Annotated in this window: 24 protein-coding genes and 2 tRNA genes; 2 read left to right on the forward strand and 24 right to left on the reverse strand. The window is 61.7% G+C overall.

Annotation, left to right across the window (positions count from 1 at the left end):
• Positions 1-12 precede the first annotated feature (12 nt).
• The 21 genes from GCT19_RS04160 to GCT19_RS04265 all read right to left on the reverse strand — a co-directional run bounded on the left by GCT19_RS04160 (position 13) and on the right by GCT19_RS04265 (position 18,376).
• Positions 13-240: a hypothetical protein gene (locus GCT19_RS04160; RefSeq protein WP_152851087.1), complete on the reverse strand. Its 228-nt coding sequence runs from the start codon at positions 238-240 to the stop codon at positions 13-15.
• Entirely contained in the window at positions 237-1,298 is a 1,062-nt protein-coding gene (locus tag GCT19_RS04165; protein ID WP_152851088.1) for a phage major capsid family protein, read from the reverse strand. Before GCT19_RS04165 ends, GCT19_RS04160 begins: the two co-directional genes overlap by 4 nt.
• A gap of 54 nt (positions 1,299-1,352) precedes the next feature.
• Positions 1,353-1,616 (reverse strand): hypothetical protein, encoded by a 264-nt coding sequence (locus tag GCT19_RS04170; protein ID WP_152851089.1) that lies wholly within the window; start codon positions 1,614-1,616, stop codon positions 1,353-1,355.
• Between the two features lie 169 nt (positions 1,617-1,785).
• Entirely contained in the window at positions 1,786-3,360 is a 1,575-nt protein-coding gene (locus GCT19_RS04175) for a phage/plasmid primase, P4 family (RefSeq protein ID WP_152851090.1), read from the reverse strand.
• Between the two features lie 157 nt (positions 3,361-3,517).
• Complete coding sequence (locus GCT19_RS04180) at positions 3,518-3,763, reverse strand: helix-turn-helix transcriptional regulator (protein WP_152851091.1); 246 nt, start codon at positions 3,761-3,763, stop codon at positions 3,518-3,520.
• A gap of 121 nt (positions 3,764-3,884) precedes the next feature.
• On the reverse strand, positions 3,885-4,370 hold the full coding sequence (locus GCT19_RS04185) for a hypothetical protein (protein ID WP_152851092.1): 486 nt from the start codon (positions 4,368-4,370) through the stop codon (positions 3,885-3,887).
• Between the two features lie 148 nt (positions 4,371-4,518).
• A tRNA-Pro gene (locus tag GCT19_RS04190) sits at positions 4,519-4,595 on the reverse strand.
• Positions 4,596-4,671: 76 nt separating this feature from the next.
• A complete protein-coding gene (locus GCT19_RS04195; protein ID WP_018435259.1) occupies positions 4,672-5,088 on the reverse strand; it encodes a MerR family transcriptional regulator in 417 nt (138 codons plus the stop codon).
• A 43-nt stretch (positions 5,089-5,131) separates the two neighbouring features.
• Positions 5,132-5,542: an integration host factor subunit alpha gene (locus GCT19_RS04200; protein WP_008918798.1), complete on the reverse strand. Its 411-nt coding sequence runs from the start codon at positions 5,540-5,542 to the stop codon at positions 5,132-5,134.
• Positions 5,543-5,611: 69 nt separating this feature from the next.
• On the reverse strand, positions 5,612-8,047 hold the full coding sequence (gene pheT, locus GCT19_RS04205) for a phenylalanine--tRNA ligase subunit beta (protein WP_152851093.1): 2,436 nt from the start codon (positions 8,045-8,047) through the stop codon (positions 5,612-5,614).
• A 159-nt stretch (positions 8,048-8,206) separates the two neighbouring features.
• The gene (gene pheS / locus GCT19_RS04210) at positions 8,207-9,220 is read right to left on the reverse strand and encodes a phenylalanine--tRNA ligase subunit alpha (RefSeq protein WP_193727368.1); all 1,014 of its coding nucleotides are present in this window, start codon (positions 9,218-9,220) and stop codon (positions 8,207-8,209) included.
• A gap of 158 nt (positions 9,221-9,378) precedes the next feature.
• A complete protein-coding gene (gene rplT / locus GCT19_RS04215; protein ID WP_006052502.1) occupies positions 9,379-9,738 on the reverse strand; it encodes a 50S ribosomal protein L20 in 360 nt (119 codons plus the stop codon).
• Positions 9,739-9,767: 29 nt separating this feature from the next.
• Positions 9,768-9,965, reverse strand: a complete 198-nt coding sequence (gene rpmI, locus GCT19_RS04220) for a 50S ribosomal protein L35 (protein WP_006052501.1) — start codon at positions 9,963-9,965, stop codon at positions 9,768-9,770.
• A gap of 258 nt (positions 9,966-10,223) precedes the next feature.
• Positions 10,224-10,748, reverse strand: coding sequence for a translation initiation factor IF-3 (gene infC / locus GCT19_RS04225; RefSeq protein ID WP_075643713.1), 525 nt, complete (start codon positions 10,746-10,748; stop codon positions 10,224-10,226).
• 49 nt (positions 10,749-10,797) lie between these two features.
• Entirely contained in the window at positions 10,798-12,705 is a 1,908-nt protein-coding gene (thrS, locus tag GCT19_RS04230) for a threonine--tRNA ligase (protein WP_152851094.1), read from the reverse strand.
• A 253-nt stretch (positions 12,706-12,958) separates the two neighbouring features.
• Positions 12,959-13,035 (reverse strand) — tRNA-Val (locus GCT19_RS04240).
• Positions 13,036-13,140: 105 nt separating this feature from the next.
• Positions 13,141-15,384 (reverse strand): RelA/SpoT family protein, encoded by a 2,244-nt coding sequence (locus GCT19_RS04245; RefSeq protein ID WP_152851095.1) that lies wholly within the window; start codon positions 15,382-15,384, stop codon positions 13,141-13,143.
• A gap of 69 nt (positions 15,385-15,453) precedes the next feature.
• Positions 15,454-15,807 carry a RidA family protein gene (locus GCT19_RS04250; protein WP_018435253.1) on the reverse strand — a complete coding sequence of 118 codons (354 nt, stop codon included), beginning with the start codon at positions 15,805-15,807 and terminating at the stop codon, positions 15,454-15,456.
• A gap of 79 nt (positions 15,808-15,886) precedes the next feature.
• Positions 15,887-16,801 (reverse strand): alpha/beta fold hydrolase, encoded by a 915-nt coding sequence (locus tag GCT19_RS04255; protein WP_152851096.1) that lies wholly within the window; start codon positions 16,799-16,801, stop codon positions 15,887-15,889.
• A gap of 226 nt (positions 16,802-17,027) precedes the next feature.
• Positions 17,028-17,669, reverse strand: a complete 642-nt coding sequence (locus GCT19_RS04260; protein WP_152851097.1) for a CoA transferase subunit B — start codon at positions 17,667-17,669, stop codon at positions 17,028-17,030.
• Positions 17,670-17,671: 2 nt separating this feature from the next.
• Positions 17,672-18,376, reverse strand: coding sequence for a CoA transferase subunit A (locus GCT19_RS04265; RefSeq protein ID WP_018435250.1), 705 nt, complete (start codon positions 18,374-18,376; stop codon positions 17,672-17,674).
• Between the two features lie 227 nt (positions 18,377-18,603).
• Here GCT19_RS04265 and GCT19_RS04270 point away from each other — a divergent pair, with 227 nt between their 5' ends.
• Positions 18,604-19,149, forward strand: coding sequence for a LuxR C-terminal-related transcriptional regulator (locus tag GCT19_RS04270; protein ID WP_018421157.1), 546 nt, complete (start codon positions 18,604-18,606; stop codon positions 19,147-19,149).
• A 48-nt stretch (positions 19,150-19,197) separates the two neighbouring features.
• On the opposite strand, the gene GCT19_RS04275 is transcribed toward GCT19_RS04270, so the two are convergent.
• Positions 19,198-19,629, reverse strand: a complete 432-nt coding sequence (locus GCT19_RS04275; RefSeq protein ID WP_018435249.1) for an acyl-CoA thioesterase — start codon at positions 19,627-19,629, stop codon at positions 19,198-19,200.
• A gap of 55 nt (positions 19,630-19,684) precedes the next feature.
• Positions 19,685-20,461 (reverse strand): SDR family oxidoreductase, encoded by a 777-nt coding sequence (locus tag GCT19_RS04280; protein ID WP_013089927.1) that lies wholly within the window; start codon positions 20,459-20,461, stop codon positions 19,685-19,687.
• Positions 20,462-20,648: 187 nt separating this feature from the next.
• On the opposite strand from GCT19_RS04280, the gene GCT19_RS04285 reads away from it, so the two are divergent.
• Entirely contained in the window at positions 20,649-22,322 is a 1,674-nt protein-coding gene (locus GCT19_RS04285; protein ID WP_013089928.1) for an electron transfer flavoprotein-ubiquinone oxidoreductase, read from the forward strand.
• 175 nt (positions 22,323-22,497) lie between these two features.
• Here GCT19_RS04285 and aroC read toward each other — a convergent pair whose 3' ends face one another.
• Positions 22,498-23,598: a chorismate synthase gene (gene aroC / locus GCT19_RS04290; protein WP_152851098.1), complete on the reverse strand. Its 1,101-nt coding sequence runs from the start codon at positions 23,596-23,598 to the stop codon at positions 22,498-22,500.
• Positions 23,599-23,687: the final 89 nt, after the last annotated feature.

The raw sequence follows: 23,687 nt of genomic DNA on the forward strand, positions 1-23,687 counted from the left end.
GGCCTGCTTCCTTCACGCATGACCGCCTCCCTGCATCGAGCGCAGTGCATCAGCGTAGGCCATCGCAGTGCAAAGCTCGCACGCCATGAAACCAGCAATCACGACCGCTTCCTGAATGCCGGTCATCGGCTCGCCACGTTCTGCGCGCCCGCGGTCGTCTGATGCGATGGTCGATAGCACGGCACTGGCGAATTGTTGGATGAACTTCGCAGACACGCAGTCCTGTTCTCCGGTCATCATGTTTTCGCTCCCTTGCCAGTGGATGCAGTGGTCGCTGTGGCTTTGCCCGACTGCCTGAGCGCACGACTGACAGCGCCGGCATCCTGTACCCACGTTGCGACAGATGCATCCATCAGTGCCCAGTTCACAAAAGCGACGGCACGCATCGAGACAAGGTTCTGTTGCCATAGCGAAACCAGCTGCACCGGACCCTGTGCATTGGCGACACTGACTGCCGCCTGCTTGCTGGCGTCAATACCGACGCCGGAGTCAATCAGCTTCACGCGCGACGGGTCAATCAGCCCGAGCATGCCGTCGTCCATGCCAGTGGTCGTCACAGCCGGAATGCCGCAGATGTAGCCACCTTGCGCGCCGACCTGGTCAATCCCGAGCGTATTGAACACCGCCGCCATCAGCGGCGAACACACGAAGACCGCGCTTTCAATGTCGCCCTCGAAGTCAGCGATAAGCTGCGTTGCATCGGATAGCAGGTCGCCAGTCGAAGTAATCTCGGTGCCGTGATAGAAGATGCCACCCGGGCTGGTATCAGAAGGGGCTGCGGTCGAACAGAAGGTCTCGGTGATTTTGTCAGCGACAGCACGGGCCAGGTCGCGGTTCAGAATCGCATCACTCGCGTCCGAGATGACCTTGGCGAATTCTTCGGTCACGATGACCATGCCTGCCACTTTCATCGGCGACATGCGTTCAATTTGGAAAGCGGCGTCAGTCACCGGAATGACCAGAGCCTCCCCTACCCACGCCGCCGCCGTGCCTTCCGTTTGCTTGAGCATGGCCGCATAGGGCAGCACACGATGAAACCCGCCTGCAGTTGCCTCCCGGATTTTCGCGATGATTGAGCGTCGGTGAATGAGCGAAACGAAGTCCGCAGCGACTCCCTGCAATGCCACGTTATCTGGATTGTCCAGCGAATCCGTAGTCGTGATGGCCCGCTGCACTGCCTCTGCCTGCGGGCTGTGCAAACCGTGCTGCGCCGCCAGCATCGACCGGGCCTCGATAAGGTTGCCGCGCGACAATGCGACTGCGCGTGCTACCTGAATAAATCCGTATCGGGTCGCCATGACGTTTTGTCTCCGATGAGAGTTGAGTCATGACTGATGATGTGCATGCACGGCCTACCACTCCAGCGCGTTCTGCGCATCCTGCGCGATTTGCGCGGCAATGTCGCGCAGCAGGTAGCGCCTCCAGCCATGCGGACTGATACTGCACGGCCTGATGCGGGAGCGGCCCTCCTGCACCTGCATGCGCAACCCTGACGGCGAGAGATTCAGCAGTGCCGCTGCAACAGGTTCGCCAACATCACCAAGCGGCCCGATGCGGTGTCCGTTCTCGGCACACCACGCGCGCAGCAGCACTTCCGCTGCATCGGCATCAGGCATACTCGCCGACCAGCGAACCGCCAAACAGTGCATCCAGCATTGCAACCCCCTTCCTGTTAGTCCGGATGTGTGACACTGGTGACGCTAGTGACGCTTACCTTCTTTTATCTCTCCATGCGCGCGCGATATGTATCGATAGAGGAAACAAGCGTCACATGCGTCACAGCCGTCACGGTTCATCGTCGTCAAACACACCGAGTCCGACACAGCGATAAAGGCGCTCGCGTCGGGTGCGCTCATGGACTGCGCCCAAGTCGAGCATCCGCACCTTGAATTCCCTTGGCGATGCATACCGCCCTTCGTGGCCGTTCGCTTCGAACCATCGCCGGTAATCCGCATAGGCACGACTCGCAGACACAGACATGTCCTTGTCGAGCAGAAGTCGTTCACCTGCCCACAGGGCAAAGGTGTCGTTTTCCGAAAAATATTCGTCAGTTGCCTGCGTGACAGAGACAGGCATCGCGCCGAAGCCTTCGGCAATGACAGCCTTCGCGCCTTCGACCATCCACGCAGCGATGGCCGGATATTCCTGACGCAACGCGTCTTCAAGCGTTGAATCACGCCTGTTTTCTGGAACCTTGTGGACGAACGGAATGATGCGAAAACGCCGCTTTTCGGCTTCGCCCGTCTGCCGCAAACGCGGACGATGATTGCCAACGAACAGCAGCTTGCAGACCGGCACGAAGTCGTAGAAGTCCTGACGCATGTGACGCGCCGACATCTTCTCGCCGGACGAAATATCCTTGACCCGCTGCGAGTTCCACGCGCGGTTATCCGGCAGTTCGCCACAGGCCGCGAGTCGCGCGCCTTCGATATGCGCCATGCCGGTCGGGTGCTGGTCGTGCGCCGATTGAAGGAAAGTTTCGACCGCGACGGACACGAAGTAATCGCCCAGGATTTCACGCAGCACGCGCAGAAAGGTCGTCTTGCCGTTCGCACCGCCGCCAAAAAGCAGGAACACAAATTCGTGGCGCGTCGAGCCGGTCAGGAAGTACCCGCACATGTGCTGCAAAAACCGCATCATGTCGTCATCGTCCTGCGCCTTGCGCGGCTCGCCGTGCTCATCGAAGCCGTGAATGCATGCTCCGAGAAATGCGCGCCAGCGCGGGCAGTCGCCGCCGAAGTCTGGTGCGCACCCCGTCAGGCGGGTCATCATGTCTTCGGGGCGCGCGGCGCGCATCGAGCCGTCGCGCAGGTCAACGACACCTGTGGGTGTGGCAAGCAGCAGCGGACTCGCGTCGAATGTTCCCAGCGGACAGGTGCGCTCATCGGTGCGCGCGAGCTTTTCAACCGCGTCGATTACGCGGGCCGTCAGCCAGCGCGGTTCACCCCGGCACATTCCGCGTACCGTGCGGCGAATCATTTCGCGTGTCACGCGTGCGCCATCGTCCCGCTTCCAGTGCGTGCCCTCCCAGCGGAACCACTTGCCGCGCAGCGTTTCGAAAAGCAATTTTCCCTGCTGGGCGGATGCGAACACCACGGCAATCGCGTCTTCGTTCAAATCGACTGTCGCGGCGATTTCACCGGACAGATGCGGCGGGACCGCATCGAGCGGCACGAACATGCGTCCATCATTGCCGCGCGTCCGCTTCGCCTTCGGCGCAGTGCCGTTCGTGGAGCAGGCCTTCGCGAAAAACTTCTGGCGTGCGTCATCCACCCTCTGCGCATCGGCTTCAAGCGCGGACGGGGCTTGCCGCTGCGGGCTCGCATCGTCGGGGCGGTCAAGCACGCGGTCGGCGCTCATGCCTCCCCCTTCGGTCAGCATACTGACCGCGCGTGATGTGCGTTCGCTGCTCCTGATACGGATGTCGAATCGGCATGGGGACCTCCCTACACCGCCCAATTAGTTAGGACTGCTTTTTCTGTTTGGCACACTTCGGGCCGATATGCATGATGGCCTGCTATGCGATTGCTTCGGCTTCTGCGATGCGTGCAGCAATCCACGCATCAACCTGAGATTCGAGCCACGCGACGCGGCTTCCGCCGATAGGCACTGGGCGCGGGAACGTGCCTTCGTTCATGCGCCGGTAGATGGTCGTGGTCTTCAGGCCAGTCCGAGCCCTGACTTCCGGCAAACGGACAAGGCGCTCGCCGCGGCCATCTGATGCGCGGCAAGTGCGGTCGGGTATCGATTGGGATTGAGACATCTCCGTTCCTTCTGGAAAGAGCCCGGCGGGTCCGGGCTTTGAACGAAGTATTTGTTATCGAATACGGCGCGTCATGTCTAGTTTTCGCGATAAGTGAACATGACAAGAAGCGGAGACTGTTCTAGTGGCCAATCCAAAAGCGGTCTCGTAGCTCCTTGTAGGCTACTTCCCCGTAGTGCGGCTCAACGCCGAACGCCTCGCATACTTGCGCAGCGGCCTTTGCTACGCTCATCTTTGGGTTATCGCAGAGTACACGGTACACAGCCCAGCCGACCTTCAGCTTTTTATTTTCGGTGTGCGAGCGGATTTCGTCGTCAGTCGGTGCCGGCAACCACGGGAGAGGGAAAGCTTCACGCCATGACGCGCCGCGAAGCACAGACAGGAAGCGAAGGCGTATTTCTTCAAGCGCCCATTCGGGCATGTTTTCACGGTCGCGGGCGAACCATACGAGCAACTTGAAGGTGTAATCGTCATCGTCCCGTTTGCCCCGCCGCACGGCATCCATATGCGGACCAAAGTCGAAGTCAAACAGGTCTTCAATCAATTGGTCATCGGCCCTAGCGGCCCAGCGCGGGTCGGGGCGCTCCTCTTTCGGTTTACGTCCCATAACGTCCCCCGAATATCGACAGGACATTTTCAGGACGTTGCCGCGTGTTTTCAACACTGCCCAAGATTCGGGTGGGGACAAAGTGGGGACACGGGAAGCGGAAAAGAAAAAAGGACCTACGGCTTGCACCGTAAGTCCTTGATTCGTTTGGTCGGGGCGAGAGGATTTGAACCTCCGACCACCTGCACCCCATGCAGGTACGCTACCAGGCTGCGCTACGCCCCGAACAGAAGAAAAATTATAACAGACACTTCATTCGATTAGAACTGCCCGACACGAACAAAACGAACGAGTCCATGAACTAGTGGCCCAGCAGATCGATTACGCTCTGCAGTTCCTCGCGCAACTTCTCGACATCGACAGCAACCGTTGCCGCCGATGCCTGCTCCCGCCCCGCGACTGCGGCGGCAGCTTCACCCTCTTCGACCACCGCATCCGGCCCACCGCCGCCATGCGAATCGAGCCGGTTGCGCGCCCCATTGATCGTAAACCCCTGCTCGTACAGCAACTCTCGAATCCGCCTGATCAGCAGCACCTCGTGATGCTGATAATACCGACGATTGCCGCGCCGCTTGACCGGCCTCAACTGGGTGAACTCCTGCTCCCAGTAACGCAGCACGTGGGGCTTCACCCCGCAAAGTTCGCTGACCTCACCAATCGTGAAGTAGCGCTTCGCCGGAATCGGAGGCAAGACGACTTTTTCGATCGTCGCTGTCATCGTCAGTTAGCCGTGATGGGTTGCCCGAAAGCGCGCCAGTCGATCAGCGCGCGAAGCTCGCTTCGGCGCCGTTTTCGACGAGCGCCTTCAGCTTTTGACTTGCATGAAACGTCACCACGCGACGCGCCGCGATCGGAATCGCCTCGCCCGTCTTCGGATTTCTGCCAGGACGCTGCGGCTTGTCGCGCAACTGGAAGTTGCCGAAGCCCGACAGCTTGACGCTGTCGCCGCTCTCCAGCGCATCGCGGATCACCTCGAAGAACGCCTCGACCATGTCTTTCGCTTCCCGCTTGTTGAGCCCGACATTGTCGAACAGCAACTCGGCAAGTTCCGCCTTGGTGAGCGTCGGCGTTTCATTGGAAACGACGGCGGGTGATGTCGGAATATCTCGAATCATGGCGCTGCGTTGCGCCGTAAGAAGGGCTTCGAAATCACTCGAGTTCATTTCATTCATATCTATCAAATGGCGCGCCAAGCGTAAAACAATGGATGCGGAAACAGCCGTGCAATTGTTAAATGCGGGTTATCCGCGCAACCGTGCGCCATATACTCGAGCCAGACGTTCCACCAGAGTTTGAATAGCCAGATCGACCGTTTCATCCTGAAGGGTTCCGCCAGTATCTTGCAAGGTCACCCGGAACGCAAGGCTTTTCTCGTGCGCGGCCAGACCACCGGAAGTGTTTGATTTTGGACGAAATTCGTCGAAAAGCGCAACCTTCTGGACAGCCTTGCAGGCCGGTTCGGACAGCGCCTTCTGAAGCTCGTCGAGCAGCGCCTGAACCTCGATTTTCTGATCGACGACAACCGCAATGTCTCGTCGTACCGGCGGGAATTTTGAAACTTCCGACGGAATCGGCAATACGCGGTGCATTAATGCTTCCGCTTCGATTTCAAACAGAATCGGCGCATGCGGCAAATCATATTTTTGCATCCAGCGCGGATGCAATTCACCAATCCAGCCCACTGCGCGACCATTCAATTCGATACGCGCGCTGCGTCCTGGATGCAGCGCCGGATGCTCGGCCTTTGCGAACCGCGCGACCGCCGGTGCCACCAGCGCTTCGATGTCGCCCTTGACGTCGAAGAAGTCGACGGCACGCGTCGGTGCGCCCCACTGCTCATCGAGCGCGGGACCATAGGCGAGCGCGCCGATCATCTTCGGCTGGGCGAAGCCTTCGACGGTCAACTCGCCAGCCTTGATCGACGGATCGTGCAGGAACACGCGGCCTGCTTCGAACACACGTACGCGGTCCGCCGCGCGACGGTTCAGGTTTGTGCGCAGCACATGAATCAGGCTGCCGAACAGCGTGGTGCGCATCACCGACAGCTGGCTCGCGATCGGGTTGATCAGACGCACCGGCTTGCTGTTGCCCGCGAAGTCCTGCTCCCACTCGGCGTCGACGAAGCTGAAGTTCACCGTTTCTGCGTAGTCGCGCGCGGCGAGCGCATGACGGATCGCGTGGATCGAGCGTTGCGTCTCGTTGGTCGCGCGCATTTCGCTGGTCGCGACCGGCGGGCGCGCCGGAATCTTTTCGAAGCCGTAGATACGCGCGACTTCTTCGATCAGGTCTTCTTCGATTTCGATATCGAAGCGGTACGAGGGCGGCATCACCGAGAACGTGTCGCCGTCACGCTCGAACGACAGGCCGAGGCGCGTGAAGATCTGCGCGATTTCATCGGCGCCGATCGCCACGCCGATGATGCGGTTCGCGCGCGAAACGCGCATCTTCACGGGCACGCGCTTGGGTACGTTGACGACCTGGTCGTCAACCGGACCCGCTTCGCCGCCGCAGATGTCGAGGATCAACTGCGTGATGCGCTCGATATGATCGACGGTCGTCGCGTAGTCGACGCCGCGCTCGAAGCGATGGCCTGCATCGGTCGAGAAGTTGTATTTGCGCGAGCGGCCACGAATGCTATCGGGCCACCAGAACGCCGCTTCGAGATAGATGTTGGTGGTGTCGAGCGTGACCGCGGTGCTGTCGCCGCCCATGATGCCCGCGAGGCTTTCGATATGCTGCTCGTCGGCGATCACGCCGACCGTTTCGTCGAGCTCGACCGTGTTGCCGTTCAGCAGCTTCAACGTTTCGCCCTTGCGGCCCCAGCGCACGTCCATGCCGCCGTGGATCTTGTCGAGATCGAAAACGTGCGACGGACGCCCCAGTTCGAGCATCACGTAGTTCGAGATGTCGACGAGCGCGGAGATACTGCGCTGGCCGGAGCGCTCGAGACGCTCGACCATCCATTGCGGCGACTTCGCGCGCGCATTGACGCCGCGGATCACGCGGCCCGAGAAACGGCCGCACAGATCGGGCGCCGAGATTTTCACGGGCAGCGTTTCATTGAGCTTGACCGGGGCTGGCTTGATGTCGAGCGGGCGCAACGGCGCGCCGGTAATCGCCGACGTTTCGCGGGCGACGCCGAATACCGACAAACAGTCGGCCTTGTTCGGCGTCAGCTTGATTTCAAAAACGGTGTCATCGAGGTTGAGCGTCTCGCGGATGTCCTGGCCGATCGGCGTATCTTCCGGCAGGATCATCAGACCGCTGTGATCTTCAGAGAGCTTCAGCTCGCGCGCCGAGCACAGCATGCCCTGACTTTCGACGCCGCGCAGCTTCGACAGCTTGATCGCGAACGGTGCGCCGCCCTCTTCGACCGGCGGCAGTTGCGCGCCGACCAGCGCGACCGGCACCTTGATGCCGGGTGCAACGTTCGGCGCGCCGCACACGATGTTCAGCGTCGCGCCGGTGCCGGCGTTGACCTGACACACGTTGAGCTTGTCCGCATCCGGGTGCTTGACGACTTCCAGCACCTGGCCGACGACGATCTTCGAGGTCGGTGGCGCGGCCGGCCGCAGGTCTTCGACTTCGAGACCCGCCATCGTCAACGCGTGCGACAGCTCGTCGGTGGTCAGTCGCGGATCGACAAAAGTTCTGAGCCAGGATTCCGGAAATTGCATGGTTCTGTGTACGTTCTGATCAGGTTAGGTCCACGTCCGCCAGATGCTTCGTAGAGCCAGTGGTCTTGCGCCGGTTCAGCAAGCTCTGCCGGGGACGCTCGCGGCGCGCATCAGGTGCGCTACCGCGTTCTATGCTTTGTCGCGCTCGCGCGCGCCGGTTCACGCGAATTGACGCAGGAAACGCAGGTCGTTTTCGAAGAACAGGCGCAGGTCCTGCACGCCGTAACGCAGCATCGTGAGACGCTCGAGGCCGCTGCCGAAAGCGAAGCCGATGTAGCGCTCCGGGTCGAGACCCATGTTACGGATCACGGTCGGATGCACCTGGCCGGAACCCGAAATTTCGAGCCATTTGCCCGCGTTCTTGCCCGTTTCGAACTGCATGTCGATCTCGGCCGACGGTTCGGTAAACGGGAAATACGACGGACGGAAGCGCACGAGAATGTCGTCGCGCTCGAAGAATTTCTTCAGGAAGTCGGTATAGACGCCCTTCAGGTCCGCGAAGCTGATGTTCTCGTCGATCCACAGGCCTTCGACCTGGTTGAACATCGGCGAATGCGTGGCGTCGCTATCCACGCGATACGTGCGGCCCGGCACGATCACCTTGATCGGCGGCGTGTTGGTACGCGCGTAGCGCACCTGCATCGGGCTCGTATGCGTACGCAGCAGCAGCGGGCGGCCATCGGCATCCTTGCCGTCGACGTAGAAGGTATCCTGCATCGAACGCGCCGGATGGTTTTCCGGGCTGTTCAGCGAGGTGAAGTTGTACCAGTCGGTTTCGATCTCGGGGCCGTCGGCCACGTCGAATCCGATCGTACGGAAAATCTGCTCGACGCGCTCCCAGGCGCGCATCACTGGGTGCAAGCTGCCTGCATTGGCGCCGCGGCCCGGTAGCGTGACGTCGATCGCTTCAGCGGCGAGGCGCTGGTTCAGAAGCGCGTCGGCGAGCGACTGACGACGTGCCGTCAGCGCGGCTTCGACCTGTTGCTTGACGAGGTTGATCCGAGCGCCTTCTGTCTTGCGCGTTTCGGGATCGAGTTTGCCAAGGCCCTTCAACAGCTCGGTCAGCGCACCCGCCTTACCGAGAAAGCGCGCTTTCTCGTTCTCGAGGGTGGTGACGTCGGGGGCTTCTGCGAAGGCTTTTTGCGCGTCGGCGACAATCTGGTCCAGATCCATTGATCCCATCATTTCAACGTCAGTGTTCTATCGAAACAAAACTGGTTCTACCAACAAAAACGGGGCTCGGTGAGGAGCCCCGTTTTTGTTGCAGCGTCACCGAGACTACCGGATGTTCGCTGCAACGAACCACGCAGTTTTAATTGCCAGAAGCGCAATCAGGCTGCAACGGCGGCTTTCACCTGCTGAACGATCGCAGCAAAAGCAGCCTTGTCGAACACAGCCATGTCGGCCAGCACCTTGCGGTCCAGTTCGATCGACGCCTTCTTCAGGCCGTTGATGAACACGCTGTACGTCATGTCGTGCTGACGCACCGCCGCGTTGATACGCGTGATCCACAGTGCGCGGAACACACGCTTCTTGTTGCGGCGATCGCGGTAGGCGTACTGGCCTGCGCGCATGACCGCCTGCTTGGCGATGCGATAGACGTTATTGCGACGGCCGCGGTAACCCTTGGCCAGCTTGATGATCTTCTTGTGACGGGCCCGTGCGGTAACCCCACGTTTTACTCGAGGCATGTTTCGCTCCTATGAGTGTCGGTTAAGGGTTAAGCGAACGGCAGCATTGCGCGAACGGAGTTCAGATCGGAATCATGAACTGCCGTGGAGCCGCGCAGATGGCGTTTGTTCTTGGTGGTCTTCTTGGTAAGAATGTGACGCTTGAAGGCCTGACCGCGCTTGACGGTACCGCCCGGACGCACCACGAAGCGCTTTGCAGCGCTCTTCTTGGTCTTCATCTTCGGCATGACAACTCCATTATTAGATGGATATGGGTGTGCGGTCGGCCAGATGGCCATTTCCCGCCCTTCGAAACCCATTCCACTTGGTATGCAGACCACCGATACCGCCAGCGGCCGCTTTTCGGGAACGACTGCGCACTTTCATGCACGACATTCCGAAACTTTCTAACACCATGCCGGACACGCAGCACAGCATCAAACAATCTTGCGCCACCGGAGCGCGTGCCACATGACACGCCGCCGCTCCGGTCAACTGCTTCGCGCTTACTTCTTTTTCTTCGGAGCGAGCACCATGATCATCTGGCGCCCTTCCATTTTCGGCATCTGCTCGACCTGGCCGACTTCGTCGAGGTCGGTGCGCAGGCGTTCGAGCATGCGCATGCCGATTTCCTGGTGAGCCATTTCGCGGCCACGGAAACGCAACGTGATTTTCGTCTTGTCGCCGTCTTCGAGGAAGCGGACGAGGTTACGCAGCTTGACGTTGTAATCACCGTCGTCGGTACCCGGGCGGAACTTGACTTCCTTGACCTGGATGACCTTCTGCTTGAGCTTGGCCTCGTGTTGCTTCTTCGCTTCCTGGTACTTGAACTTGCCGTAGTCCATCAAGCGGCAAACCGGCGGAACCGCTTGCGGGGCGATTTCGACCAGATCCACGTCCTGCTGTTCCGACATGCGGAACGCATCAGCGAGTTTCACGATGCCGAGCGGTTCGTTCTCGACGCCGACCAGTCGCACCTCGGGTGCTGTAATTTCACCGTTGATGCGGTGCGCAGACTTATCAGTAGCGATGTTACGTTTCCTCTAAAAATTAAAAAAAACGAGCCGGGTACCAAGTGGTTTAGTTGAACGACTGCACGTCCTGGCGCAGACGCTCAATGAAGGCGTCAACAGGCATCACACCCATATCGACACCACCACGGGCACGCACGGCTACCGTTTGCGCTTCACGCTCCTTGTCACCGACCACCAGTAGGTACGGCACCTTTTCCAGCGTGTGCTCGCGTATTTTATAGCTAATCTTCTCGTTGCGCAAATCCGCCTCGACTCTAACCCCTTGTTTTTGCAACGATTGGGCTAGCGACTGCGCATATTCGGCCTGGCTTTCCGCGATATTCATCACGACGACCTGCATCGGCGCGAGCCAGGCGGGCATCGCACCAGCATGGTGCTCGATCAGAATCCCGAGGAAGCGTTCCATCGATCCGACAATTGCCCGGTGCAGCATGATCGGGCGACGCCGACTGTTGTCTTCGGCGACGTATTCGGCACCCAGACGCTCCGGCAATACCATGTCGAGCTGCAAGGTACCGCACTGCCACGAGCGACCGAGCGCGTCCTTGATGTGATACTCGACCTTCGGGCCGTAGAACGCGCCCTCGCCGGGCAGCTCTTCCCAGGTGACGCCGCAGGCGGTCAGCGCCTCGCGCAGCCCCTGCTCCGCGCGATCCCACGTTTCGTCGGTGCCGGCGCGCGCATCTGGACGCAGCGACAGCTTGATCTCGACGTTGTCAAAGCCGAAGTCGAGGTAGACGCTCATCGCCAGCGTGTTGAACGCGATCGATTCGCCGATGAACTGATCTTCGGTACAAAAAATGTGGGCGTCGTCCTGCACGAAGCCGCGCACGCGCATCAGACCATGCAGCGCGCCCGACGATTCGTTGCGATGGCACGAACCGAACTCCGCGTAACGCAGCGGCAGATCGCGATACGAACGCAGACCGTGGTTAAACACCTGCACGTGACCAGGACAGTTCATCGGTTTGATCGCGTAGTCGCGCTTTTCCGATTCCGTCGTGAACATATTTTCACGATAGTTCTGCCAGTGTCCCGACGCCTCCCACAGCGAGCGGTCCATGATCAACGGCGTTTTGATTTCAAGGTAGCCGGCGTCGTTCACGCGACGGCGCATGTACTGCTCGACCTGCTGCCATAGCGTCCAGCCGCGCGGATGCCAGAACACCATACCCGGCGACTCGTCCTGCATGTGGAACAGGTCGAGCTGCTTGCCCAGCTTGCGATGGTCGCGCTTCTCGGCTTCTTCGAGCATGTGCAGATACGCTTCCTGATCTTCCTTCTTCGTCCAGGCCGTGCCGTAAATGCGCTGCAGCTGCTCGTTCTTCGAGTCGCCGCGCCAGTAGGCGCCCGCGACTTTCATCAGCTTGAAGACCTTCAGCTTGCCGGTGGAAGGCACGTGCGGGCCGCGGCACAGGTCCGTGAAGCCGCCATGCGAGTAAAGCTTGATTTCGTCGCTGGCGGGGATCGATTCGATGATCTCGGCCTTGTACTTTTCGCCGATGCTCTTGAAGTACTCGACCGCTTCGTCGCGCGAAACCACGCGACGCGACACTGGCTCGTCCTTCTTCGCGAGCTCCTGCATGCGCTTTTCGATCTTTTCGAGGTCTTCCGGCGTGAAAGGACGGTTGTACGAGAAGTCGTAATAGAAGCCGTTATCAATGACAGGGCCGATCGTGACCTGCGCCTCCGGGTACAGATCCTTCACCGCATACGCGAGCAGGTGCGCCGTCGAGTGGCGGATGATATCGAGACCGTCTGCGTCCTTCTCCGTGACGATGGCCAGCGCCACGTCGCGATCGATCAGCGCGGACGTATCGACCAACTCCCCGTCGATCTTGCCGCCGAGCGCGGCTTTCGCGAGGCCGGGGCCGATCGAGGCGGCCACTTCGGCGACGGTCACCGGATGCTCGTACTGTCTAACAGAACCGTCAGGCAAACGTATCGAAACCATTGCGTTCTCCGTGGTGCCGACCGGCGGCGGCACATACAACCAGGGTCAAAAAGACAAAAAAAATGCGGCCCCGCTTTCGAGGGGCCGCATTCACATTTTATGCAAACATCACTGGCGAAAGTGGTCCTCGACTAGCGTCGCTCCGAAGTGGTTTCGGTCAACGTTCGCGGTGTCATAACCGTATTCGCCTTTTTGCGCTCAAAGCGCTTACTGCAGCTTGCGAAACCCCGGCGAGGCCGGAATTTCATTTCGTTGGTAGGCTCGATTGGACTCGAACCAACGACCCCCACCATGTCAAGGTGGTGCTCTAACCAGCTGAGCTACGAGCCTGAAGAAACGAGAGTATATGGGGTATAGCGCGGCTTGGCAAGCACTTTTATGCAGTGGCTTTAATTCGCCGCACCGCCAGCAGGTCTTTTCCCAACCGCCCGCGCCTCAATTCTTGCGCGTCGCCCGCACCACACCCGTGATTTCGCCCAGCAGCGTACACGCGCGCTGGATCTGCGCAGAGCTGGACACCTCGACGGTAAATTGCATGAACGCGGCATTGCGGCGCGATTGCGTCTTCACGCCGATCACGTTCATCTTTTCCCGCGCGAACACTTCGGAGATATCGCGTAGCAGGCCTTGTCGGTCCGTCGCCTCGATGCTGAGGTCGACCGGGTACACGGACTGGCCGCGGCCGCTCATCACGTCCGCCGACCAGGCGGTCTGCAGCACGCGCTCCGGCGCGCGCTCTGCCATCCGGCGGAACGTCGCGCAGTCGCTGCGATGCACCGACATACCTTTGCCGCGCGTGACGAAGCCGCAGATATCGTCGGGCGGTGCGGGCCGGCAGCAGCGCGCGAGCTGGGTGAGCAATGCATCGACGCCGACCACCAGCACGCCGGTTGACGCGCCGCGCGCGACGCTCGCACCGCTGCTGCGTTTCTCGAATTTCTCGGGCGCCTCGACCTCGGGCTCGGGCGGCGGCGCGTCCTGCAGCGCCTGCTCGACGAGCCTCAGACTGAATTCCTCCTTGCCGACCACGGAGAATAGGTCGTCGGTGCTCTTGAAACCAAGCCGCGCGGCCAGCTGATCGAGATTGACCGAGGTCTTGCCTTCGCGCTGCAGAGTTTTTTCAACCATCGCGCGACCGTTCGCGATGTGTTCCTGCAACTCGACCGCGTTGAACCACGCGCGCACCTTCTGCCGCGCGCGCGGGCTTTGCAGATAGCCAAGCTGCGGATTGAGCCAGTCGCGCGACGGACCGCCCTCCTTCACTGCCACGATCTCGACCGTCTGACCGTTCTGCAATGCGGTATTGAGCGGCACCATCACGCCGTCGACCCGCGCGCCGCGGCAACGATGCCCCAGCTCGCTGTGCAGGTGATAAGCGAAGTCGATCGGCGTCGCGCCGTGCGGCAACGGAATCACGCGCGCCTGCGGCGTCAGCACGTAGATGTGATCGTCGTCGAGCGTCGCCTGGCGCAATTGCTCCCACGGCTGCGCCGCGCCCGCTTCGCCATGCTCGCCCTCGGACACCTCGTCCTTCCACGCCAGCAGTTGCCGTAGCCAGGCGATCTTCTCGTCGTATTTTTCGCTCGCGGTGAACGTGCCGCCATAGCCGCGGGCACCCGCTTCCTTGTAGCGCCAGTGCGCGGCCACGCCGTATTCGGCGAAGCGATGCATCTCCTGCGTGCGGATCTGCACTTCGAACGCGCGGCCGTCATCGCCGATCACGACCGTGTGCAGCGACTTGTAGCCATTCGGCTTCGGCCGGGAGATGTAATCGTCGAACTCCTTGGGCACCGGCTGCCACAGGTTGTGCACGATGCCGAGCACGGTGTAGCAGTCCTTGATGTCCGGCACGATCACCCGAAACGCGCGCACGTCATACAGTTCGGCAAAGTCGAGCTGCTTGCCGCGCATCTTGCGCCAGATGCTGTAGATATGCTTCGGCCGACCGCTTACTTCCGCGCGGATATGCGCGGCGGCCAGTTCCTGCTGCAGGCGTTCGATCGCCTGCGCGACATAGCTCTCACGCTCGACGCGCTTCTCGTCCAGCAGCTTCGCGATGCGCTTGTAGGTGTCCGGCTCCTCGAAACGGAACGCGAGGTCCTCGAGCTCCCACTTCAATTGCCAGATGCCGAGGCGGTTCGCGAGCGGCGCGTAGATATCGAGCGTTTCGCGCGCGACGTCGGGCGACGGCGTGATCTTCGCGGCCGCGTAGTAACGCAGCGATTGCAGCCGCGACGCGAGGCGGATCAGCACGACGCGAATGTCCTGCGCGAACGCGAGCAGCATTTTGCGCAGCGCTTCGACCTGCGCGCGGCGCGCAGCTTGCGCGTCACGCCCGGCCTCGGGCATCGCGTTTTGCGCCGCTCGCAAACTGACCGTGCCGAGCCGCAGCAGCTTGCGTACGTCGCCGACCAGTTGCGCGACTTCTTCGCCAAAGTTGTCGGCGATCACGCGCTCCGGATCGTGCAGATGCGGTGTCAGCGCGAACAGCGCCGCGGCCAGCACCGCTGGCGGATCGACGTTGAGCTTGCGCATGATCGACGCCGTGCCCGCCGCGTGATCCGCGAGCAATTCGCCCGACGACAGCCGCACCTCGCCCGCATGTTCGCGCACGAACGCCATCGCTTCGTCGAAGGAACGATGGGGATGAGGCGCGTTCGTAACGGTTTCGGTATTCATGGTGCGACGGCCCGCCGGGCCAGACGATTCAACGGAAAATCAACAACAGTGCGGCCTCGCAACCGCAAATCAGCTGCGCTGCGCCGCGATCACGACGATTTCGACGAGGCACTTCGGATTCGCGAGCTTTGCCTCGACCGTCGCGCGCGGCGGCGTGTCGCCCTGCGCGACCCACTCGTCCCACACGGCGTTCATACCGGCGAAATGCGCCATGTCCGAGATGTAGATCTGCACCGACAGCAGCAGCGACTTGTCGCTGTTCGCTTCAGCGAGCAGACGGTCGATGTGGCCGAGCACTTCGCGCGTCTGGCCGGTGATGTCCTGATCGTCGTCTTCGGCGATCTGCCCCGCGAGGTACACGGTGCCGTTGTGCACGGCCATTTCCGAGAGACGCTTGCCGACGTGATAACGAATGACTGCCATGAAATGTCCTGAGCTGAGGGGTTGATCGAACTACATACCGCACGACACTGCTAATAAAAGCTTCTTGCGGAACTCAATATTATGACCCGTTCGCGGCCGAACCGATGAAGAACTCCCTCGCGAGCGCGATCTGGTCCGCCGCGAGAAACGCCGGCGCGTGCCCGACGCCCGCGATCTCCACGCTCGATACGGCACGCCCGGCCGACACCATCTTCGTGACCGTTTCACGCGACAGCAAATCCGACTGTTCGCCGCGCACCACGAGCACCGGGCCCTGGAACGATGCGAGCGAATGCCACAGCGCCGCTTCGCCGAGCTTCGCCGCTTCCTCGGTGACCGCCGCGAACGGCTGGGCGATGCGCGGGTCATAGCGCAGCACCCACGCGCCGTCGTCCTCGCGCAGCAACGGCGTATTGATTTCGCGCCATTCGTCCGGCGTCAGCGGGCCGAAGCCCTGCGCGAGTTGCGCCGCGTAGTCGACACCCTGTTGCAGCGTATCGAAGCGTGCGGGCTTGCCGAGGTAATCGCCGATGCGCTTGACCGCGACCGGCTCCAGATGCGGCCCGACGTCGTTCAGCAGCAGCTTGCGGATCGGTGTGTCCGGCAGACCGGCGAGTCCCATGCCGATCAGGCCGCCCATCGAAGTGCCGAACCAGTCGACGGTGTCGACGTCGAGCCGCGCGATCAGCGTAACCATGTCGGCGACGTATTGCGGCACCGCGTATAAGTTGGGGTTGGCGAGCCACGACGACAAGCCCCGGCCAACCACGTCCGGGCACACGACCCGATAGGTGTCCGCGAAGTTGGCGGCGAGTCGGTCGAAATCGCGCCCCGATCGCGTCAGTCCGTGCACGCACAGCAACACGCGCGGATTGGCCGGATCGCCCCATTCGGTGTAGGCGACGCGATGCAGGCCGGCAGCGCTCGCGCACTGCACGTAACGTTGACGCGGCTCGGGCCGCCCGGTGGTGGAAGCGGAAGTCGTTGCGGTCATCTGGTGTCCTTGCAAAGACGCTGCGGATTGGGCTGCGAACGATTGTAAACCGCTTCGTCGCGCGGCAAGCATCGGCCAGAAGGCTTAGGAAGATGGAGCAAACCGTCCGCCGCATCCGGCGCCGCGCGCCAAAAATAGAACGGGCGAGACTCGCGTCTCGCCCGTCCGGAAAACATCGTTGCCGCCGCGTGGTCGCATCGACGCGCGCAGCGGCGTTTCACCCGCGTCAGCTCACCGCGCTCACGTCGAGCGGCGCGCCGGTCTTCGCCTTGATTTCGTCGACGCTCACGCCCGGAGCAAGTTCGGTCACTTTCAAGCCGTTTTCGGTCACTTCGATCACGCCGAGATCGGTGATGATCTCGTCGACCACACTCACGCCCGTCAGCGGCAGCGTGCATTCTTCGAGGATCTTGTGCTGATCGCCCTTGGCGACGTGCTCCATCAGCACGACCACGCGCTTGACGCCCGCGACCAGGTCCATCGCGCCGCCCATGCCCTTGATCATCTTGCCCGGGATCATCCAGTTCGCGAGATCGCCCTTCTTGCTGATCTGCATCGCGCCGAGAATCGCCAGATTGATGTGGCCGCCGCGAATCATCGCAAACGAATCCGCCGACGAGAAAATCGACGACCCCGGCAGCGTCGTCACCGTCTGCTTGCCTGCGTTGATCAGGTCCGCGTCGACTTCGTCTTCGGTCGGCGACGGGCCGATGCCGAGCAGACCGTTTTCCGACTGCAGCCACACTTCGACGCCCGCCGGCACGTGGTTGGCAACCAGCGTCGGCAAGCCGATGCCGAGATTCACGTAAAAGCCGTCCTGCAGTTCCTTCGCCGCGCGCGCGGCCATTTCGTCACGAGTCCATGCCATGATCAGTCTCCTTTCGCGCGGACGACGCGTTGTTCGATGCGTTTTTCCGGATGCGCATTCAGCACGATGCGCTGCACGAAGATGCCAGGCGTGTGGATCGCGTCCGGGTCGAGCTCGCCCACTTCGACGATCTCTTCGACTTCTGCGACGGTGATGCGGCCAGCCATCGCGCACATCGGATTGAAGTTGCGCGCGGTGCGGCGATAGATCAGGTTGCCGGCCTTGTCGGCCTTCCATGCCTTGACGAGCGCGATATCGGCGGTCAGCGAATGTTCGAGCACGTAGTGGTTCTCGCCGAACTGGCGGGTCTCCTTGCCCTCGGCGATCTGCGTGCCAAAGCCGGTGTTCGTGAAAAACGCCGGGATGCCAGAGCCGCCCGCGCGCAGCTTCTCGGCGAGCGTGCCTTGCGGCGTGAATTCGAGCTCGAGTTCGCCGGCCAGGTACTGGCGCTCGAACTCCTTGTTCTCACCGACGTACGACGAGATCATCTTCTTGATCTGACGTGTCTCGAGCAGCAGGCCGAGGCCGAAACCGTCGACGCCCGCATTGTTGCTGATGCAGGTGATGCCCTGCACCTTCGAATCGCGCAGCGCCGCGATCAGCGCCTCAGGAATGCCGCACAACCCGAAGCCGCCGACGGCGAACGTCTGCCCGTCCTTGACGATGTCCTTCAGCGCCTCGGCGGCGCCTGGATAGACCTTGTTCATCTGTATGTCCCTTCCTCTATGGAAACCCGAAACCAACCTATACGCAGGCCGCCGGATCATTGCGGCTGATATCGCAACTGGCGAACTTCACGTCGCCTCACGATACCGCTACGTCATTCTAGTAGTCATCCGCGGCATGCGCCGCGTCGTCATCTGCCCGAAAGAGTACGCTGGGCCCGCCATGCGGCACAATACGCAAAAATACATAAGTACTTGCCGCCCCGCCCATGCCCGCCCTGGATTACCGCACTGCCTTTCACCTCGCGCCGATCGGACTCGTACTGTCGCGCGAGCGGACCATCGAAGACTGCAACGACGAACTCGCGTCGATTTTCGGCTACGCGCGCGACGCGCTGATCGGTCAGTCGTTCCAGGTGTTGTATCCATCGGCGGATGAGTTCGAGCGGATCGGCGCGCGCATTCCGCCGATCATGACCGCACAAGGCAGCTACGCGGACGACCGCATCATGAAGCGCGCGAACGGCGAGCTGTTCTGGTGTCACGTGACGGGCCGCGCGCAGCAGCGCACCGACCCGCACGCGGCGGGTGTCTGGACCTTCGAGGATCTGAGCGCGACCCGCCGGGTCGCGGTGGAACTGACGCCGCGCGAGCGCGAGATCGCCGCGCAACTGGTGACGGGCAAGACCAGCAAGCAGATCGGCCGCGTGCTCGACATCAGCCCGCGCACGGTCGACGTCTACCGTGCGCGGCTCATGCGTAAATACGATACGGGCAATGCGACCGAGCTGTTGCAGCGGCTGCTCGGGGATTAACAGAGAAAGGGAGTATGAGGCGCGCGATCGCGCGCTCAGGGAGCGCCGTCAGGCCGCCTTGACGAGCGCCGCGCTCTCGATGGCCGCGCGCAGGACGTCGGGCACCGGCATCGACTTGCCTGCCGCATAATCGATCCACACGCATCGCGCGGCGCCCCGCGCATAGAGCGTATCCGGCTCATCGGCACGCAGGAGCTCGAAAGCCGTATCGAAGCTGCTGCGCCCCGGCGTGGCCACCGACATCCGGCCGATCACGTCACCCGGATAGTGCAGCTGCTTCAGAAACTCCATCGATGCATTGACGATCACCGGCCCCTGCCCGTCCGGGCGCTCGCCGAGAAAGTCCATCTGTTCGAACCAGGAAATCCGCACCTGCTCCATGTAGCGGAAATAAACCGTGTTGTTGACGTGACCGAAGGCGTCCATGTCGCCCCAGCGGATCGGCATCGTCATTTCGAAAACTGCGTGAAAATCGCTCATGCTTTACTTCCGTTCTTCCTTTGCTGCCTGAGTGTTGAAACGTTTGACTGCGCGCTCACGCGAGCCCGAAACCGTCGTCGGCGGCGATCACCGAGCCGTTGATGAATTGCGATTCGTCCGCCGCGAGCAGCAGGAGCAGCCCGTCGAGGTCCTCCGGCTTGCCGACCCGATGACGCGGCAGCATCGCAATCAGTTTCTGCCCCTGATCGGTCGACCAGTGGTGATGGTTGATCTCGGTGTCGATATACCCGGGGCAGATCGCGTTCACATTGATGCCGTGCTTGCCCCACTCGAGCGCCATCGCCTTAGTCATGTGGACGACCGCGGCCTTGCTCATCGAATACAGGCCGATCTGCGGCAGCACGCGCAAGCCCGCCATCGACGCGATGTTGATGATCCGGTACGACGGCTTCTGCGCGTTGTTGCCGCGCATGATCATGCGCTTGGCGACTTCCTGCGCGACGAAAAAAGCGCCGCGCGTATTGGTGTCGAACACGTATTCGAAGTCCGCCGGCGTGACCTCGGACAGCTTCTGCGTAGTCGACACGCCGGAGTTATTGACGAGGATATCGATGGTGCCGGCCTCGGTCTCCGCATGCGCCACCGCCGACTTGATGCTCTGGTAGTCGGTCACGTCGAGCGACACGACGTGCGCGGCGCCGCCGGACGCCTCGATTTCCGCGCGCAGTTCCTTGAGCCGCTCGGTACGTCGGCTCGCCAGCACGACCTTCGCGCCCGCCTGCGACAGCACCTGCGCGAAGCGCTTGCCCAACCCGCTCGAAGCGCCGGTGATCAGCGCGACCTTACCTTCCAGATTGATCGAACGGCCCATTGTCTTTCCTTGTTCGGTTGTAGTGACAAAGCGGTTGAGGGGGTTTGGTACGACCGCGACTAAGGGTCTTTACCGTATCATGAAATAGTACGCTCGTGCTAATCTGTGCCTTTTGGGTTGCGGCGTGGGGATCGATCGCCCACAATACGAACCCGAAAAAAGCATTCTAACGGTAAGAGGAGCATCAATGACCCCCGCAAGTCTCATTGAGCAGTACGGCCCGCGCGAGTCGATGGAGTATGACGTCGTCATCGTCGGCGGCGGCCCTGCGGGCCTGTCGGCTGCCATTCGTCTGAAGCAGCGCGCCGCCGAACAAGGCGTCGAGCTTGGCGTCTGCGTACTCGAAAAAGGCTCTGAGATCGGGGCTCATATCCTGTCGGGCGCGGTGATGGACCCGCGCGCGCTGACCGAGCTGATCCCGGACTGGAAGGAGAAAGGCGCGCCGCTGACGGTCGACGTGACCGAAGACCGCTTCCTGTTCCTGTCGGCGACGGGCGCGAAGAGCGTGCCGAACTGGGCGCTTCCGGACAATTTCAAGAACCACGGCAACTACGTGATCAGCCTCGCGAACGTGACGCGCTGGCTGGGTCAGCAGGCCGAGGCGCTCGGCGTCGAGATTTTCCCGGGCTTTCCGGCGGCTGAAGTGCTGTACAACGACGACGGCTCGGTCAAGGGCGTCGCGACCGGCAATCTCGGGATCGGCAAGGACGGCGAGCCGACCGAGAACTTCCAGCTCGGCATGGAGCTGCACGCGAAGTACACGCTGTTCTGCGAAGGCGCGCGCGGCCACCTCGGCCGCCAGCTGAACGAGAAGTTCAAGCTGCGCGACGGCGTCGATCCGCAGGTGTACGGCATCGGTATCAAGGAGCTGTGGGAGATCGATCCCGCGAAGCACAAGCCGGGTCTGGTAATGCACACGGCCGGCTGGCCGCTCGAAAACGACACCTACGGCGGCTCGTTCCTGTATCACATGGACAACAACCAGGTCGTGGTCGGCTTCGTGGTCGGCCTCGGCTATTCGAATCCGTATCTGTCGCCGTTCGAGGAATTCCAGCGCTATAAGACGCATCCGGCGATCCGCGCGATTCTGGAAGGCGGCAAGCGCGTGTCGTACGGTGCGCGCGCGATCACCGCGGGCGGCCTGATGTCGCTGCCGAAGCTGGTGTTCCCGGGCGGTGCGCTGGTCGGCGACGACGCGGGCTTCCTGAACGCGTCGCGCATCAAGGGTTCGCACGCCGCGATCAAGACCGGCATGCTCGCCGCCGACGCCGCATTCGCCGCCGTGCAGGCCGGCCGTCAGTCAGACGAACTGACCGCTTATCCGGAAGCCTTCAAGACGTCGTGGCTCTACACCGAGCTGTATCGCGCGCGTAACTTCAAGCAGTGGATGAGCAAGGGTCTCTACCTCGGTACGCTGATGGTCGGCGTCGAACAAAAGCTGCTCGGCGGCAACGTGCCCTGGACGCTGCATCATCAGCATTCCGATCATGAGATGCTGAAGCCGGCTTCGCAGTGCAAGCCGATCACGTATCCGAAGCCGGACGGCAAGCTGACGTTCGACCGGCTGTCTTCGGTGTTCATCTCGAACACGAATCACGAGGAAAATCAGCCTGCGCATCTGACGCTGAAAGATCCGACCGTGCCGGTCAACGTGAACTGGCAGACCTACGCCGGGCCGGAGTCGCGTTATTGCCCGGCTGGCGTGTACGAGTTCGTGAAGAACGAAGAAGGCAACGAGCGGCTCGTCATCAATGCGCAGAACTGCGTGCACTGCAAGACCTGCGATATCAAGGACCCGACGCAGAATATCGTGTGGGTCACGCCGGAAGGCGGTGGCGGTCCGAACTATCCGAATATGTGATCGTTGTGCTATTTGCCTTTGCGACGCTGTGCGATAAGCGGCAGCGTCGCGAAGGCAAATTCCGATAGCGCGCTCGCGCTTTCGTCTGCTCGCGTTCTTGCGCGCTTCGTTGATCCCCTTCCCGATTCTTTTTTATGGCGGCTGGTGCGCCGCCAATCCCTGGGCCGCGTAAGCGTTAGGGCGCGCTCGCCGCGATCTTCGGCGTGCTCACGGCCACGTCGCCGCATTGCGCGCGATGTCGCAGCGCGTGATCGATCAACACGAGCGCAAGCATCGACTCCGCGATCGGCGTCGCGCGAATGCCGACGCACGGGTCGTGCCGCCCGAAGGTTTCGACGACCACCGGCTGCCCCGCCTTGTCGATCGAACGGCGCGGCGTGCGAATGCTCGAGGTCGGCTTGATCGCGATCGACACCGTAATGTCCTGCCCCGTCGAAATGCCGCCGAGCACGCCGCCCGCGTGATTGCCGACGAACCCCTCCGGCGTCAACTCGTCGCCATGTACCGAGCCGCGTTGCGCGACGCTCGCGAAGCCCGCACCGATCTCGACGCCCTTCACCGCGTTGATGCCCATCATCGCGTGCGCGATGTCGGCGTCGAGGCGGTCGAACAGCGGCTCGCCGAGGCCGACCGGCACACCGGAGGCGACCACGTTGATGCGCGCGCCGATCGAATCACCGTCCTTGCGCAGCGCGTCCATATACGTCTCGAGCTGCGGAACGATCTCCGCATTCGGCACGAAGAACGGGTTTTCGCGCACCTGCGCCCAATCGACGAACGGCACGTCGATTTCGCCGAGCGCGGCCATATAGCCGCGAATCTCGGTGCCGAACTTCTCGCGCAGCCACTTTTTCGCCACCGCACCCGCCGCGACCGTCGGCGCCGTCAGCCGTGCCGACGAGCGGCCGCCACCGCGGTAATCGCGGATGCCGTACTTTTGCCAGTAGGTGTAGTCGGCGTGGCCGGGGCGGAACGTCTCGGCGATGTTGCCGTAGTCCTTGCTGCGCTGGTCGGTGTTGCGGATCAACAGCGCGATCGGCGCGCCGGTGGTTTGACCTTCGAACACGCCCGACAGGATCTCGACCTTGTCCTCTTCCTGGCGCTGCGTCACGTGGCGCGACGTGCCCGGCTTGCGGCGATCGAGTTCGAACTGGATATCGGCTTCGTTGAGCGCCATGCCCGGCGGGCAGCCGTCGATCACGCAGCCGATAGCGGGGCCGTGCGATTCGCCGAAGGTCGTGACAGTGAAAAGCGTACCGATCGTGTTGCCGGACATGAGCGTCGTCCAAAGAAATTCGGGGAGAACGCTATTATGCCAGCCCGCTCGCCTCGAAGACGGGCCTGGCAACAGCGCTGGCCGAATGC

This window comes from Paraburkholderia atlantica (genome assembly GCF_009362785.1).
GTDB classification, from domain to species: Bacteria; Pseudomonadota; Gammaproteobacteria; order Burkholderiales; family Burkholderiaceae; genus Paraburkholderia; species Paraburkholderia atlantica.